The 13,128-nt window shown below is 70.7% G+C and carries 14 protein-coding genes; 6 read left to right on the plus strand and 8 right to left on the minus strand.

The window, feature by feature from the left end; translation table 11 throughout:
• Window positions 1-137: 137 nt before the first annotated feature.
• Window positions 138-1,316, plus strand: coding sequence for an ADP-forming succinate--CoA ligase subunit beta (sucC, locus tag ACFQO7_RS12230; RefSeq protein ID WP_376806590.1), 1,179 nt, complete (start codon window positions 138-140; stop codon window positions 1,314-1,316).
• Between the two features lie 7 nt (window positions 1,317-1,323).
• Window positions 1,324-2,211 (plus strand): succinate--CoA ligase subunit alpha, encoded by an 888-nt coding sequence (gene sucD, locus ACFQO7_RS12235; RefSeq protein ID WP_360521836.1) that lies wholly within the window; start codon window positions 1,324-1,326, stop codon window positions 2,209-2,211.
• Between the two features lie 67 nt (window positions 2,212-2,278).
• Here the strand turns inward: sucD and ACFQO7_RS12240 are convergent, their stop codons facing one another.
• Both ACFQO7_RS12240 and ACFQO7_RS12245 read right to left on the minus strand, forming a co-directional pair.
• Window positions 2,279-2,668, minus strand: a complete 390-nt coding sequence (locus ACFQO7_RS12240; RefSeq protein WP_376806478.1) for a hypothetical protein — start codon at window positions 2,666-2,668, stop codon at window positions 2,279-2,281.
• A gap of 23 nt (window positions 2,669-2,691) precedes the next feature.
• Window positions 2,692-2,934: a hypothetical protein gene (locus ACFQO7_RS12245; RefSeq protein ID WP_376806479.1), complete on the minus strand. Its 243-nt coding sequence runs from the start codon at window positions 2,932-2,934 to the stop codon at window positions 2,692-2,694.
• Window positions 2,935-3,154: 220 nt separating this feature from the next.
• Between ACFQO7_RS12245 and ACFQO7_RS12250 the strand changes: the two genes are divergently transcribed.
• Complete coding sequence (locus ACFQO7_RS12250) at window positions 3,155-4,951, plus strand: cell division protein PerM (protein ID WP_376806480.1); 1,797 nt, start codon at window positions 3,155-3,157, stop codon at window positions 4,949-4,951.
• Window positions 4,952-4,958: 7 nt separating this feature from the next.
• Here ACFQO7_RS12250 and ACFQO7_RS12255 read toward each other — a convergent pair whose 3' ends face one another.
• On the minus strand, window positions 4,959-5,249 hold the full coding sequence (locus ACFQO7_RS12255) for a CD225/dispanin family protein (RefSeq protein ID WP_360521848.1): 291 nt from the start codon (window positions 5,247-5,249) through the stop codon (window positions 4,959-4,961).
• Window positions 5,250-5,383: 134 nt separating this feature from the next.
• Window positions 5,384-5,755: a hypothetical protein gene (locus ACFQO7_RS12260; RefSeq protein WP_376806481.1), complete on the minus strand. Its 372-nt coding sequence runs from the start codon at window positions 5,753-5,755 to the stop codon at window positions 5,384-5,386.
• A gap of 25 nt (window positions 5,756-5,780) precedes the next feature.
• On the opposite strand from ACFQO7_RS12260, the gene ACFQO7_RS12265 reads away from it, so the two are divergent.
• The 3 genes from ACFQO7_RS12265 to purH all read left to right on the plus strand — a co-directional run bounded on the left by ACFQO7_RS12265 (window position 5,781) and on the right by purH (window position 8,884).
• Window positions 5,781-6,434: a hypothetical protein gene (locus ACFQO7_RS12265; protein ID WP_376806482.1), complete on the plus strand. Its 654-nt coding sequence runs from the start codon at window positions 5,781-5,783 to the stop codon at window positions 6,432-6,434.
• A gap of 153 nt (window positions 6,435-6,587) precedes the next feature.
• Entirely contained in the window at window positions 6,588-7,193 is a 606-nt protein-coding gene (gene purN, locus ACFQO7_RS12270) for a phosphoribosylglycinamide formyltransferase (RefSeq protein ID WP_360521854.1), read from the plus strand.
• A 113-nt stretch (window positions 7,194-7,306) separates the two neighbouring features.
• Complete coding sequence (gene purH / locus ACFQO7_RS12275; RefSeq protein ID WP_376806483.1) at window positions 7,307-8,884, plus strand: bifunctional phosphoribosylaminoimidazolecarboxamide formyltransferase/IMP cyclohydrolase; 1,578 nt, start codon at window positions 7,307-7,309, stop codon at window positions 8,882-8,884.
• An 83-nt stretch (window positions 8,885-8,967) separates the two neighbouring features.
• Here purH and ACFQO7_RS12280 read toward each other — a convergent pair whose 3' ends face one another.
• From ACFQO7_RS12280 to ACFQO7_RS12295, 4 genes are read right to left on the minus strand one after another with little or no spacing between them, the layout of a single operon-like run.
• Window positions 8,968-10,008 (minus strand): ABC transporter ATP-binding protein, encoded by a 1,041-nt coding sequence (locus ACFQO7_RS12280; RefSeq protein ID WP_360521860.1) that lies wholly within the window; start codon window positions 10,006-10,008, stop codon window positions 8,968-8,970.
• Window positions 9,992-11,023: an ABC transporter ATP-binding protein gene (locus ACFQO7_RS12285; protein WP_360521863.1), complete on the minus strand. Its 1,032-nt coding sequence runs from the start codon at window positions 11,021-11,023 to the stop codon at window positions 9,992-9,994. Before ACFQO7_RS12285 ends, ACFQO7_RS12280 begins: the two co-directional genes overlap by 17 nt.
• Before the next feature lie 5 nt (window positions 11,024-11,028).
• A complete protein-coding gene (locus ACFQO7_RS12290) occupies window positions 11,029-11,997 on the minus strand; it encodes an ABC transporter permease (RefSeq protein WP_360521866.1) in 969 nt (322 codons plus the stop codon).
• Between the two features lie 13 nt (window positions 11,998-12,010).
• Window positions 12,011-12,937 (minus strand): ABC transporter permease, encoded by a 927-nt coding sequence (locus ACFQO7_RS12295; RefSeq protein ID WP_360521869.1) that lies wholly within the window; start codon window positions 12,935-12,937, stop codon window positions 12,011-12,013.
• Window positions 12,938-13,128 lie beyond the last annotated feature (191 nt).

A 13,128-nucleotide genomic window follows, 5' to 3' on the forward strand; every position in this document is an offset into this window, starting at 1 on the left:
TCGTGCCGATACGTTGCGCTGACCGACCGTTAGGCTGCGCGGAAGGCCCAGCCAGCGGAGGATGGGCAATGGTCCCTACGCGTCGCAGCGGGCGTCCAGCCCGCGACGCCATGGGCTGGACACACGAAGAGGTATCGGTGGACCTGTACGAGTACCAGGGGCGCGATGTCTTCGAAAAGCACGGCCTGCCCGTGCTCGCCGGTGGCGTCGCCGAGACCCCGGAGGAGGCCCGCGCGATCGCCGAGCGACTGGGCGGCCGGGTCGTCGTCAAGGCGCAGGTGAAGGTCGGCGGACGCGGCAAGGCCGGTGGCGTCAAGCTCGCCGCCGACGCGACTGAGGCGTACGACCGCGCGAACGACATCCTCGGCATGGACATCAAGGGCCACACGGTCCACAAGGTGATGCTGGCCGAGACCGCCGACATCGTCGAGGAGTACTACTTCTCCTACCTGCTGGACCGGGCGAACCGCACCTTCCTGTGCATCGCCAGCGTCGCCGGCGGCATGGAGATCGAGACCGTCGCCGAGGAGCAGCCGGAGAAGGTCGCGAAGATCGCGATCGACGCCAACCGCGGCGTCGACGAGGCGCTGGCCCGCGAGATCGTCGCCGCCGGCCACTTCCCGGCCGAGGTCGCCGACCAGGTCGTGGACATCGCCATCAAGCTGTGGCAGACCTTCCGGGCCGAGGACGCGACCCTGGTCGAGGTCAACCCGCTCGCGAAGATCAGCTCCGGCAAGGTGCTGTGCCTGGACGCGAAGGTGACGCTGGACGAGAACGCCGGCTTCCGCCACGCCGACCACGAGGCGCTGGAGGACAAGGCCGCCGTCGACCCGCTGGAGCAGGCCGCCAAGGCCAAGGACCTCAACTACGTCAAGCTCGACGGCGAGGTCGGCATCATCGGCAACGGCGCGGGCCTGGTCATGTCCACGCTCGACGTGGTCGCGTACGCCGGTGAGCAGTTCGGCGGGGTCAAGCCCGCGAACTTCCTCGACATCGGCGGCGGCGCGTCGGCCGAGGTGATGGCGAACGGTCTGGAGATCGTGCTGTCGGACCCGGCCGTGAAGAGCGTGTTCGTCAACGTCTTCGGCGGCATCACCGCGTGCGACGCGGTCGCCAACGGCATCGTGCAGGCGCTGGCCATGCTGGACAGCCGCGGCGAGACGGTGACCAAGCCGCTGGTCGTACGCCTCGACGGCAACAACGCCGAGGCCGGTCGCGCGATCCTCGACAGCGCGAACAACCCGCTCGTGCAGCGGGTGGACACCATGGACGGCGCCGCCAAGCGCGCCGCCGAGCTCGCTGCGGCTGGGAAGTGACATAGACATGGCTATCTGGCTCACCAAGGACTCCAAGGTCATCGTCCAGGGCATGACCGGCTCCGAGGGCTCCAAGCACACCCGGCGCATGCTGGCCGCGGGCACCCAGATCGTGGGCGGCGTGAACCCGCGCAAGGCGGGCACCTCGGTCGACTTCGACGGCACCGCGGTGCCGGTGTTCGGCTCGGTCGCCGACGCGATGAAGGAGACCGGCGCGGACGTCACGGTCATCTTCGTGCCGCCGGCGTTCACCAAGGACGCCGTCGTCGAGGCGATCGACGCGGGCATCGGCCTGGCCGTCGTGATCACCGAGGGCGTGCCGGTGCACGACACCGCCGCCTTCTGGGCGCACGCCGTCGAGACCGGCAACAAGACCCGGATCATCGGGCCGAACTGCCCCGGCGTCGCGTCCCCGGGCGCCAGCAACGCCGGCATCATCCCGGCCGACATCTCCGGCTCGGGCCGCATCGGCCTGGTGTCGAAGTCCGGCACGCTGACCTACCAGCTCATGTACGAGCTGCGGGACATCGGCTTCTCGACCGCCGTGGGCATCGGCGGCGACCCGATCATCGGCACCACCCACATCGACGCGCTCGCGGCCTTCCAGGACGACCCGGAGACCGAGGCCATCGTCATGATCGGTGAGATCGGCGGCGACGCCGAGGAGCGCGCGGCCGAGTTCATCAAGAACCACGTGACCAAGCCGGTCGTCGGCTACATCGCCGGCTTCACCGCCCCGCCCGGCAAGACCATGGGCCACGCGGGCGCGATCATCTCGGGCTCGTCCGGCACCGCCGACGCGAAGAAGGCGGCGCTGGAGGCGGCCGGGGTCAAGGTCGGCAAGACGCCGTCGGAGACCGCGCGCCTGATGCGCGAGGTCATGTCCGGCCGCTGACGCCGTACGCACACGAAACGGTGGGCGTCCTCCCGATCGGGGAGGGCGCCCACCGTTGCGTTGGGTGTCAGTAGCCGCGGTTGTTGACCGACATGCTTCCGCTGAACGCGCCCGCGACGCAGGCCAGGATTCCGGCGATCACCTGTAGCGCGGTGAACGCGATGCCGAGCCAGAAGGCGACCTTGCCCAGCGTCTGGTCGGTGCCGCGCTCCCGGGCCTCCTTCATGGACAGCCAGCCGAACAGGATGCCCAGCGGGGCGCAGCAGAACACGGCGGTGACGATGCCGATGATGCCGTAGATCAACGGCATGTCCTTGCCGCCGCCGCTCGGCGCGGGCGTCACGCCGTACGGCGGAGGCGGTGGTGGCGGTGGTGGCGGCGGCGGGTTGAGCGGCGGCGGTGCCGGTGGAGGAGTCACCGGCGGCGGCTCGTACGGCGGCAGCGGGTCGTTCGTCATGGGTTTCCCCTATCCCGACTAGGTCAGTTGAACTTCATCCCGCCGCTGGACACGCGGATGCCGTAGATGATGTTCCAGATGATGCCGATAACACCGAGGGCAATCGCGACGTAACCCAGCGTCGGCTTCTTGCCGACCTTCTTCGCCTCCTGGACGGACAGCCAGCCCAGGACGATGCCGATGACGCCGCAGCAGCAGAGGCCCAGGACGATGCCGAGCACGCCGTACAGCGTCACCTTGTCGCCGCCGCCGCCCTTCGGTGGCATGCCCGACCCGTAGGGCGGCGGGCCCGGCGGCGGTGGCGGGACCGGTGGCGGCGGAGGGGGCGGCGGCACTGAGGGCGGTGGCGGTGTGTAGGTCACGGCAAGCCTCCTCGATGAACGACCTTGTTCGCAGCGTAACCCTCCTAACTCGCATATCGGGTCGAAATGGCCACGGGGTAGGGTTCGTAGTCAACCCGGCTCGTTTGTGGTTAGGTAGCGCCTGATGACGGAGCAAGGTGAGACCCTCGGCGTGCAGCCTGAGCTGCGGCGCGCTGCGCCCGGCGAGGGTCCGGACGCTTACTCGCGGCCGGATTCCGGCGGTTCGCGCGCAACCGCGCCCCCCGCCCGCGCGCCCGGCCCGGACAAGTCCGAACGCGATGCCGCCGCGCCGGACACAACGCGCGACGACACGCCGGACGAGACCGCAACGGACACCGGCGTGTCCGAGCAGGAGGCCGAAACCGGTCCATCGGCGCACGTCGCTGACGCCCGCACGACCGTCCGAGCCGCCGACGGCGCCCCGTCCGAGCGTGCGCGCCCCGTCGCGGATCAGGACGCCGACGCGGGCGCCGGGCACGACGACACCCCTGATCACGGCGTCGCCGAGGCCGATCCGGACGCCGCCGGGTTCGAAGACGACGCCGCGTACCTGGCCACTCGGGACACCGTCAAGATCGATCTGGCGCATCTGGCGGCGCGCGACACCGTCAAGATCGACCTGAGTCGGCCCCTGCAGCGCGAGCCGGTCGACGACGAGATCGCCACCATGGACACCGTGCTGCTGCCGCGCGGCCGGCCGGCCGGCATGCTGCGCCCGCCGGGCGCGCCCCTGCCGATCGCCGCGCTGGTCAACACCGGGTGGGCGGCGCTGCTGACGCTCGGGCCGCTGCTGCTGCTGACGGTCGCCGCGCGATTCGCCGAGGGAGCCGTCGACTGGGGACTGTCCGTGCGGCTGATGCTGGCCGGTTGGCTGCTCGGGCACGGCGTGCCGATCACCGTCGGGGTCGACGGCCGGCTGGGCACCATGGAGCTGGCCCCGCTGGCGCTCACCGCGTTCGCGCTGTGGCGGGTCAACCGGGCCGGGGTGCACACCACCCGGGCGATGGGAGCCCAGGGCAGCGGCTCGATCCGGCACGCGGTGCAGGGCACGCTGGCCGTCGCCGCGGTGTACGGCTGCTTCGGCGTGCTCGCCGCGGTGCTGGCCGACGGCCCGGGGCTGTTCGTGACTCCGTGGCGGGCCGGACTGCACTGCGTGGTGCTGGGCGCGGCCGCGGGCGCTGTCGGGGTGCTGCGCAGCGGAGGAGTGCTGCGCCGGCTGGCCCGGCACACGCCGGTGGTGCTGCGCGACGGCGTACGGGCCGGGGTGGTGGCCGCGCTGCTGGTGCTGGCGGTCGGCGCGGGCGCGGTGGGCCTCGCGGTGGCCATGAACGGCGCACAGGCCACCCATGACCTCGCGGGCTTTCACACCGGAGTGCTCGGCCAGGCCGGGCTGACCCTGCTGAGCCTGGTGTACGGGCCGAACTTCGCCGTCTGGGCGGCCTCCTACCTGCTCGGTCCGGGGTTCGCCGCGGGAACGCTGCCGTTGACGCAGCTGCCGGTGTTCGCCGGTGTGCCGACCGGCCCACTGCGCGGCCTGGGCTGGCTGCTCACCGTGCTGCCGTTGCTCGGCGGCGTGGCCGCGGCGGTGCTGATGGCGCGGCGGCGGCTGCGCCCGCGCCGGAATCGGCGGGGTGACGTGCTCACGCCCGAGCCGCGCTGGCTGCGGCTGTGCGGTTCGGCGCTGACCGCGGGGCTGGTCGCCGGGGTGCTGCTGGCCGTTGCCGCGTACGCCTCCGGCGGGGTGCTGCCGGTGTCCGGCCCGGTCCGCACCGGTCCGGTGGTGTGGCAGGTCGCCACGATGGCGGCGCTGGTGGTCGCGCTGGGCGGCCTGCTCGGCGTCGCCGGGTTCTGGGTGCTGCGCGGTCTGAAACAGACCGAAGGGCGGCCCGCCGTGCGGACCGCCCGTCAGCTGGTGCAGTAACTGCTGATCACATGCCCGCGGCGCCGTTGGCGCCGATCACGAACACCTGCAGGGCGCAGCAGATGCAGCCGAGCGCCCAGCCGATGCCACCGACGATCAGGGCGAGCTTCGACCACTTCTTCGACTCGGCCGCCGCGGCCTGGGCGCCCGCGTAGTCGCCCGCCTGCAGCAGCGGGTTGACCTTGTTGGCGTTGATGATGGCCGGGATGGCCAGCGGCCAGAAGAGGAAGATCGAGACGATCGACATCGTCAGGTTGTTGTCGATCTGCGGCTGCGGCTGCTGAGAACCGTAGGTCATGGAGACTCCAGGGGTGTTGGGGTGGTGGCTCGGAGTGAGCCGTTGCCAAACGTGCGGAGTCTAATAGCAAGTTGTGACGGACGTGACTGGTGGGACAGCTGATATCCGCTGTCCCACCAGTCGGTGCGAGTCGATCAGTTGAACTGCTGGTACTGGTCGTAGATCCGATCCTGCCAACCGGTCGCGATACCGCAGATGGCGGCGATCATCGCGATGACGCCCAGCGCGATGGCGACCCAGCCGAGCCAGGACATCGAGGCGGCGCCCTTCTTCACCTTGTTGAGGTGCATCGCGCCGAGGATGACCGCCGGAATGCCGCCGATGAACGGCGCGCCGTTGAGCCACGGGCAGCAGCAGCAACCGGTGCCGATGATGCCGCAGGCCAGCGCGATCCAGCCAAACAGGTTGTTCTGCCCGCCCGCCTTCTGGTACACGGTGCCCTGGGCGGGGCCCAGCGGTGGTGGCGGCGGACCGCCGATCGGCGGTGGCGGCGGGACGGGTGGCAAAGGGGTGCTTCCCGAGGTGTAGACCGTGCCGCCACCGGCGCCGTACGGCGGACCGGGCACCGGCGGGGGCGGCGCGGGCGCCGGGTACGGCTGCTCCGCGGGCTCGGGCCAGCCGGGCGGGGTGGGCGTGCTCGCGCCGATCGACGGCGGCGGGGGCACCGGCGGCATCGGCGGCGGCGGTCCCGGCGGCGAGGGCGGCGGTGGGGGAGTCGGCGGAGTAGGTGGCGCGGTCGGGTCGCTCATCGCGGTCGGCGGTGGCCCGAACTCCGGCGCGGGTGGCGGGCTGAACGGGTTGTCCACGCTGGCCGGTGGCTCAGGCAGGCTGCTGGGCGGCTCCGGCCAGACCCCGCCGGCGGTGCCCGGCGAACCCGACTCCGGTGCGGGCTGCTCACGGGTGGTCGGCGGTTCGAACTCGGGCGCGGACGGCGGCTCGGCGGCGCTCGGCTGGTACGCCGGCTCGGCGGCCGGGGAGACCGGCTCGGAGTGGGTCGCCCCTTCAGGGGGTGCGGGAACCGGCTCGCCTGGCGGCGGCGGCACATCCGGCGAGGGCGGCGCGGGCGGCTGGTCCTCGCGCGACGGCGGCTGCGGCGGCCACGACGGCGGCTCCTCCGGCGGCTCCGGTGGTGTCGGCGGTTGCGTCAAGATCGGCTCCTCGCGTTCGGCAGCACGTGCGGGGTGACGGGCACCCGGATGTCCGGGTGGGGTCGGCACGTTCTGGAATGCAGTTCTTCGCCCAATATCTACTTTATTTACTCGTTTGTCGGGCAAAACGCCGTAAGTGCCCGCCGCACCCGACGCGAGCAGCGTCTGCGCTGCCCGATAGGGTGCAGAGGTGACCGCTCGCCTCGTCGTCCTGGTCTCCGGTTCCGGTACCAATCTCCAAGCTCTGCTCGATGCCTGCGCCGACCCCGCATACGGCGCGGCCGTCGTCGGCGTCGGCGCGGACCGCCACGGCATCGCGGGCCTGGCCCGTGCCGAGGCCGCGGGAGTGCCCACCTTCGTCGCCCGCGTCCCCGACTTCGCCACCCGGCAGGAGTGGGACGAAACGTTCACCGAGCTGACCGCGGCGCAACGGCCCGACCTCGTGATCGGTGCGGGCTTCCTCAAGCTGGTGGGCAAGGCGTTCCTGGACCGGTTCGGCGGACGTTATGTCAACACCCACAACGCGCTGCTGCCGGCTTTCCCGGGCATGCACGGCCCACGCGACGCCGTCGAGTACGGCGTGAAACTCGCCGGAGCCACGCTGCACTTCGTGGACGGCGGGGTGGACACCGGGCCGATCATCGCGCAGGTCGCGGTGCCGGTGCTCGACGACGACACCGAGGACACCCTCTCCGAGCGCATCAAGGACGCCGAGCGTGCGCAGCTGGTCGAGTACGTCGGCCGCATGGCACGCGACGGCTGGACCGTCAACGGCAGGAAAGTGATCGTCGGCTGAACGGACCGCCCTCCCGCGCCGCGAAACCAGGCCCGGGACGGTGACGACCGGGCGCGACGAGCGGACCACGGGGCCGGCGGTTCAGACCGGCCCTGAATTAGCGAGGAGAAGGCATGAGCGAGCCTGCGGAGCGTAAGCCCATTCGACGCGCGCTGATCAGCGTGTGGGACAAGACCGGGCTGGAGGGCCTCGCCGCGACGCTGCGGCGGCACGGGGTCGAGATCGTCTCGACCGGCAGCACGGCGCAGCAGATCGAGACCACCGGCTCGCCGGTGACCCGGGTCGAGGAGCTGACCGGCTTCCCGGAGACGCTGGACGGGCGGGTCAAGACGCTGCACCCGAGGGTGCACGCGGGCCTGCTGGCCGACGTACGCCTGGAGACGCACCGCGCGCAGCTCACCGAACTCGACATCGAGCCGTTCGACCTGCTGGTGTCGAACCTGTACCCGTTCACCGAGACGGTGGCCTCGGGCGCGTCCATGGACGAGTGCATCGAGAAGATCGACATCGGTGGCCCGGCCATGGTGCGCGCGGCGGCCAAGAACCACGCCAACGTCGCGGTGGTCACCTCGCCGGCCGACTACCACCTGATCGCCGCGGCGCTGGAGACCGGCGGTTTCACGCTGGGCGAGCGCCGCGCGCTGGCGGCCCGCGCCTTCGCCGACATCGCCGACTACGACGTCGCGGTGGCCAACTGGTGCGCCCAGGAGCTGGCCCCGGCCCCGGCGGAGGGCTTCGCCTGGCCCGAGTACGCCGGTCTCGGGCTGTGGCGCGGCAACGTGCTGCGCTACGGCGAGAACCCGCACCAGGCGGCGGCGCTGTACATCGACCCCGTCGCCGCGCCCGGCCTGGCCCGCGCGCAGCAGCTCGGCGGCAAGGAGATGTCGTACAACAACTACATCGACGCCGACGCCGCCTGGCGCACCGTGCACGACTTCGAGGGCGTGTACGCCGCCGCGGTGATCAAGCACGCCAACCCGTGCGGCATCGCGATCTCGTCGACCTCCATCGCCGACGCCCACGCCAAGGCGCACGCGTGCGACCCGATGTCGGCGTACGGCGGCATCATCGCGGTCAACAGCGAGGTCACCGCGGAGCTGGCCAAGCAGATCGCGGAGATCTTCACCGAGGTCGTGGTGGCCCCCGCGTACGCGCCGGAGGCCGTGGAGATCCTGACCGCGAAGAAGAACCTGCGGGTGCTGCTCGCCCCGCCGTTCCGGCCGAACACGGTCGAGCTGCGCCAGGTGTCGGGCGGCATGCTGGTGCAGACCCGCGACGACTTCGGCGCCGAGGGCGACGACGCGGCCAACTGGCGGCTGGCCACCGGCGAGCCGGCCTCCGATGAGCTGCTGCGCGACCTGGAGTTCGCCTGGGGCGCGATCCGGGCCGTCAAGTCCAACGCGATCCTGCTGGCCAAGGACGGGGCCAGCGTGGGCATCGGCATGGGCCAGGTCAACCGGGTCGACTCGTGCCGCCTGGCGATCTCGCGGGCCGGTGACCGGGCCGCCGGTTCGGTGGCCGCCTCGGACGCGTACTTCCCGTTCGCCGACGGACTGCAGCTCCTGCTGGACGCGGGCGTGACCGCGGTGGTCCAGCCCGGCGGCTCGATCCGCGACGAGGAGGTCATCGCCGCGGCCAAGGCCGCCGGCATCACCCTCTACCTCACGGGCTCCCGCCACTTCGCCCACTGACCGAAACGAAGGAAGGGCACCTTCTTAACGAACGTCCGTTAAGAAGGTGCCCTTCCTTCTGACCTTGCCCTACGGCGCGGGAGTCAGCCGACGACCTGGCGCAGCTCGGCGAAGTGGCACGCGCTCGGGTGCGGGTCGACGCCGCGGCGGATCAGCAGCGGCTCCTCCACCGAGCAGCGCTCCTGCGCCTTCCAGCAGCGGGTGCGGAAGCGGCAGCCCGACGGCGGGTTGGCCGGGGACGGCACGTCGCCGACCAGGCGGATGACGTCGCGGTGGGCGCGGGCGTCCGGGTCCGGCACCGGCACCGCCGACAGCAGCGCCTGGGTGTACGGGTGCGTCGGCCGCTCGTAGATCTCCGCGTCGGTGCCGACCTCGACCATCTTGCCGAGGTACATCACGCCGACCCGGTCGGAGATGTGCCGCACCACGGACAGGTCGTGCGCGATGAAGATGTAGGACAGGTCCAGCTCGCCCTGCAGCTTCTCCAGCAGGTTGATGACCTGCGCCTGGATCGACACGTCGAGTGCCGACACCGGCTCGTCGCAGACGATGATCTCGGGCTTGAGGGCCAGCGCGCGGGCGATGCCGATGCGCTGGCGCTGGCCGCCGGAGAACTGGTGCGGGTAGCGGTTGATGTGCTCGGGGTTGAGCCCGACCAGCTCCAGCAGCTCCTGCACCCGGCGCTGGCGGTCGCCCTTCGGCGCCACCTCGGTGTGGATCTCGTACGGCTCGCCGATGATGTCGCCGACCGTCATCCGCGGGTTCAGCGAGGTGTACGGGTCCTGCATCACCATCTGGATGTTGCGGCGCATGCGGCGCAGCTCGGACCCGGACACCTTGAAGATGTCCTTGCCCTTGAGCATGGCCCGGCCGCCGGTCGGGGTCTCCAGCCGCATCAGCAGCTTGGCCAGCGTCGACTTGCCGCAGCCCGACTCGCCGACAATGCCCAGCGTCTCGCCGCGGTGCAGCTCGAAGCTGACCCCGTCGACCGCCTTGACCGCGCCGACCTTCTTCTTGAAGAGGATGCCCTGGGTGATCGGGAAGTGCTTGACCAGGTTCTCGACCCGCAGCAGCGGCTCGCCGGCCGGGCGCACGCCCGCGACGTTCTCAGCGGAGTGTGCCATCGAGCATCTCCTTCGCGAAGTGGCACGCGCTGGTCCGGCCGTGGCCGAGGTCCAGCGAGAGGGGTGTTTCGGTGGTGCAGACCGCCTTGGCGTACTTGCAGCGCGGGTGGAACGCGCAGCCCGTCGGCGGGCGCATCAGGTTCGGCGGCAGGCCCTTGATGGTCGCCAGCTCGGTGCCCTTGGAGTCCAGCCGCGGGATCGAGTCGAGCAGGCCCTCGGTGTACGGGTGCGCCGGGTGCTTGTAGACGCTGCGCACGTCCGCGTGCTCGACGATGCGGCCCGCGTACATGACCGCGATGCGGTCCGCCACGTCGGCGACCACGCCCAGGTCGTGCGTGATCAGGATCAGGCCCATGTTGAGGTCGCGGCGCAGGTCGCCGAGCAGGTCCATGATCTGGGCCTGCACGGTCACGTCGAGCGCCGTGGTCGGCTCGTCCGCGATGAGGACCTTGGGGTCCATGGCCAGCGACATCGCGATCATGACGCGCTGGCGCATACCGCCGGAGAACTGGTGGGGATAGTCCTTGACCCGGGCCTTGGCGGCCGGGATCTTGACCAGGTCCATCAGCTCGACGGCCCGCTTGAGCGCGTCCTTGCGGGACAGGCCGGCCCGGGTGCGCAGCGTCTCGGAGATCTGCCAGCCCACCGGGAAGACCGGGTTCAGGGCCGACAGCGCGTCCTGGAAGATCATGGAGATCTCCTTGCCGCGCACCTGCCGCCGCTTCTCCTCCGGCATGGCGAGCAGGTTCTCGCCCTGGTAGAGGATCTGCCCGCTCGGGATCTTCGCCGGCGGCATGTCCAGGATGCCCATGATCGCCTGCGCGGTCACCGACTTGCCGGAGCCCGACTCGCCCAGCACGGCCAGGGTCTCGCCCGGGTCCAGGTGGTACGACACGCCGTTGATCACACGGGCGACGCCGTCGCGGGTGTGGAACTCGACGTAGAGGTCCTTCACCTCGAGCAGGTGCCGACCGCCGCGGGTCGGGGTCGAGGAGGTGACGTGGATGTCGGTCATGTGCTTCACCGCAGCTTCGGGTCGAAGGCTTCGCGGATCGTGTCGCCCAGGATGACGAAGGCGAGCACGGTCAGCGCCAGGAACGTCGACGGCACGATCAGCGGGAGGGCGTTCTCCCGCATGTACGCCCGCGCGGTCGAGATGTCGATGCCCCAGGACTGGGCCGGGGGCCGCAGGCCGATGCCCAGGAAGGACAGCGTGGCCTCGGCGGCGATGAACGAGCCCAGCGCCATCGTGATGATCACGATGAACGGGGCCAGCGAGTTCGGCAGGATGTGCCGCCACATGATGCGGCCGCTGCCCGCGCCCAGCATCTTCGCGGCGTGCACGTAGTCCTGCTGCTTCGCGGTGATCACCGAGGAGCGGATGACGCGGGCCGCGGTGGTCCAGCCGAGCAGGCCGAGGATGGAGATCAGGGCGATCAGGATCGCGGTCTGGCCGCCGCCGGCGTTGGTGACGCGCTTCATGAACACGATGCCGGCCAGCAGCAGCGGCAGGCCCAGCACGATGTCGATGATCCGCGAGACGGTGACGTCCCACCAGCTGCCGAAGTAGCCGGCGGTGACGCCGAGCAGCATGCCGAGGATCCCGGCCAGCAGTGCCGCGCCCGTGCCGACCAGCAGCGAGTTCTTGGTCCCGTAGATGGACTTGGCGAACACGTCGCAGCCCTGGACGTCGTACCCGAAGATGGCCGCGCCCGACGGGTCGCCCATGCGGTTGCTCAGCGAGCACGAGGTCGGGTCGGCCGAGGTGAACAGCGACGGGAAGGCCGCGATCAGCAGGACCAGCGCGACGATGACGAGCGCCACCCAGAACAGCGGGCGGCGGCGCAGCTCGCGCCAGGCGTCCGCGCTGGCGCTGCGGGGCTTGGACACCTCGAGGGTGTGTGGCTGGCCCGGCGCGTTGGGCGCGCCGGCCGGACCGGGGGTGGCCGTGTGCAGCTCGGTCGCGGCCACGGATTCGAAGTCACTCATGTCACGAAACCTCTTACTCGTACCGGATCCGCGGGTCGAGCACCGCGTAGAGCAGGTCGACGATCAGGTTGGCCACCAGGAAGACGATCACCAGCACGCTGACGATGCCGATCACCAGCGGGGTGTCCTCGGTCTTGAGGCCGCGGGCCAGCTGGAAGCCGACGCCGGGGACGTTGAAGACGCTCTCGGTGACGATCGCGCCGGCCATCAGGCTGCCCAGCTCGACGCCGAGGAAGGTCACGATCGGGATCAGCGAGTTGCGCAGCACGTGGATGCCGATCACCCGGCGGCCGGGCATGCCCTTGGACCGGGCGGTGCGCACGAAGTCGGCGCGCAGGTTCTCGCTGACCGAGGCGCGGGTCAGCCGCATCGCGGTGGCGACGGACAGCGAACCCAGCACGATGCCGGGCAGCAGCAGTTCGTACCACGTCGGGTTGCCGCTGGCAGTGGTGGGGAAGATCTTCCACTGGATGGTGAAGAGGTACTGCGACAATGGCGCGAGCACGACCGAGGGGATGCCGATCACGAGCAGCGTCAGCACCAGCGTGGCGTTGTCGAAGATGCTGCCGCGCCGGATGCCCGCGATGACGCCGGCGGTGACGCCGAAGACGATCGTGACGACGATGGCGATGAGCGCCAGTTGCATGGTGATCGGCCAGGCGTCCACCAGGATGTCCTTGATGGGACGTCCGGTCAGGGTGGTGCCGAAGTCGAGGTGCAGCAGATCGGTCAGGTAGTTCCAGTAGCGCTCGTAGAACGGCTGGTCGAGTCCGTAGATCCTCGTCAGCTGGGCGCGCTGGAGGTCGCTGACCGGCTTCTCGCCGGCCAGAGCCTGGATGGGGTCGCCTCCGGTCCAGTACATCAGCGAGTACACGATGAACGTGGTCGCGATGAACACCATGATCATCTGGAGGAAGCGCCGCACAAGGTAGCGGAACATCGTCGATTTCTTCTCTCACCTGGCGGCCCGATTAGCACGAAATATCCGTGTTCTTCGTACCATGGGGCCGCGGTCGACGTGGTGGTGGTGCCGCCTAACCGGGTCGGAGGACGCGGGGGCGAGGGGGTCTCGGCGCGATGGTGGTGCCGGCCCGAGCGGACCGGCACCACCACCGTCAGTCGACCGTCAGG

Origin of the sequence: Catellatospora aurea, assembly GCF_042663325.1 — a bacterium.
GTDB classification, from domain to species: Bacteria; Actinomycetota; Actinomycetes; order Mycobacteriales; family Micromonosporaceae; genus Catellatospora; species Catellatospora aurea.

Coding starts and splice junctions, on each gene's coding strand:
- ACFQO7_RS12250 (WP_376806480.1), top strand. CDS start 3,155: ATGACGGAGCAAGGTGAGACCCTCGGCGTGCAGCCTGAGCTGCGGCGC.
- sucD (WP_360521836.1), top strand. CDS start 1,324: ATGGCTATCTGGCTCACCAAGGACTCCAAGGTCATCGTCCAGGGCATG.
- ACFQO7_RS12255 (WP_360521848.1), bottom strand. CDS start 5,249: ATGACCTACGGTTCTCAGCAGCCGCAGCCGCAGATCGACAACAACCTG.
- ACFQO7_RS12295 (WP_360521869.1), bottom strand. CDS start 12,937: ATGTTCCGCTACCTTGTGCGGCGCTTCCTCCAGATGATCATGGTGTTC.
- ACFQO7_RS12240 (WP_376806478.1), bottom strand. CDS start 2,668: ATGACGAACGACCCGCTGCCGCCGTACGAGCCGCCGCCGGTGACTCCT.
- ACFQO7_RS12245 (WP_376806479.1), bottom strand. CDS start 2,934: ATGCCACCGAAGGGCGGCGGCGGCGACAAGGTGACGCTGTACGGCGTG.
- ACFQO7_RS12285 (WP_360521863.1), bottom strand. CDS start 11,023: ATGACCGACATCCACGTCACCTCCTCGACCCCGACCCGCGGCGGTCGG.
- purH (WP_376806483.1), top strand. CDS start 7,307: ATGAGCGAGCCTGCGGAGCGTAAGCCCATTCGACGCGCGCTGATCAGC.
- ACFQO7_RS12290 (WP_360521866.1), bottom strand. CDS start 11,997: ATGAGTGACTTCGAATCCGTGGCCGCGACCGAGCTGCACACGGCCACC.
- ACFQO7_RS12280 (WP_360521860.1), bottom strand. CDS start 10,008: ATGGCACACTCCGCTGAGAACGTCGCGGGCGTGCGCCCGGCCGGCGAG.